The organism is Pseudomonas urmiensis (genome assembly GCF_014268815.2).
Lineage (GTDB): Bacteria > Pseudomonadota > Gammaproteobacteria > Pseudomonadales > Pseudomonadaceae > Aquipseudomonas > Aquipseudomonas urmiensis.
In genome coordinates, this window is record NZ_JABWRE020000007.1 from 1 (window position 1) to 438 (window position 438).

Below are 438 nucleotides of genomic sequence, written 5' to 3' on the forward strand. Positions count from 1 at the left end.
GCCTGCGCGCGGTCTTGGTACTTGGCAGCCGATTGCTTGTAGAGGCGCCGGCCGAGGGCGTCGTAGCCGTAGTTGACCTTGAGCCGGGCGTCTTCGTAGCCCACCAGGCGGTCGTACAGGTCCCAGGTGAAGCGGCCGTGCTGGCCGTCCAGCCAGCGCTCGCTGAGGTTGCCGCGGGGGTCGTAGCGGTAGTGGTTGCCCAGGTACTGGTGCAGCAGGTTGTCCATCTGCCGGCTGCGTTTGAGGCCGTTGGCCTGGGGCGCTTCGTGGGGGTCGAGCAGGTTGCTGGCGGGGTCGAAGGCGAAGGTTTCCGCGCCTAGCCGGCTGTGTGCGCCGAGCAGGCGGTTGAGCGGGTCGTAGCGGTAGCTGAGCGTGCCGCGGTTGCTGTCGTCGATGGTGGTCAGTTGGCCGGCGGGGTCGTAGTGGTGCTGGCGCTTG

The 438-nt window shown here is 68.3% G+C and carries 1 protein-coding gene; it reads right to left on the reverse strand.

Translation table 11 applies throughout. The features are described 5' to 3' along the window. On the reverse strand, nt 1-438 hold a 438-nt coding region (locus tag HU737_RS26090; protein WP_217838554.1), incomplete at both ends, for an RHS repeat domain-containing protein.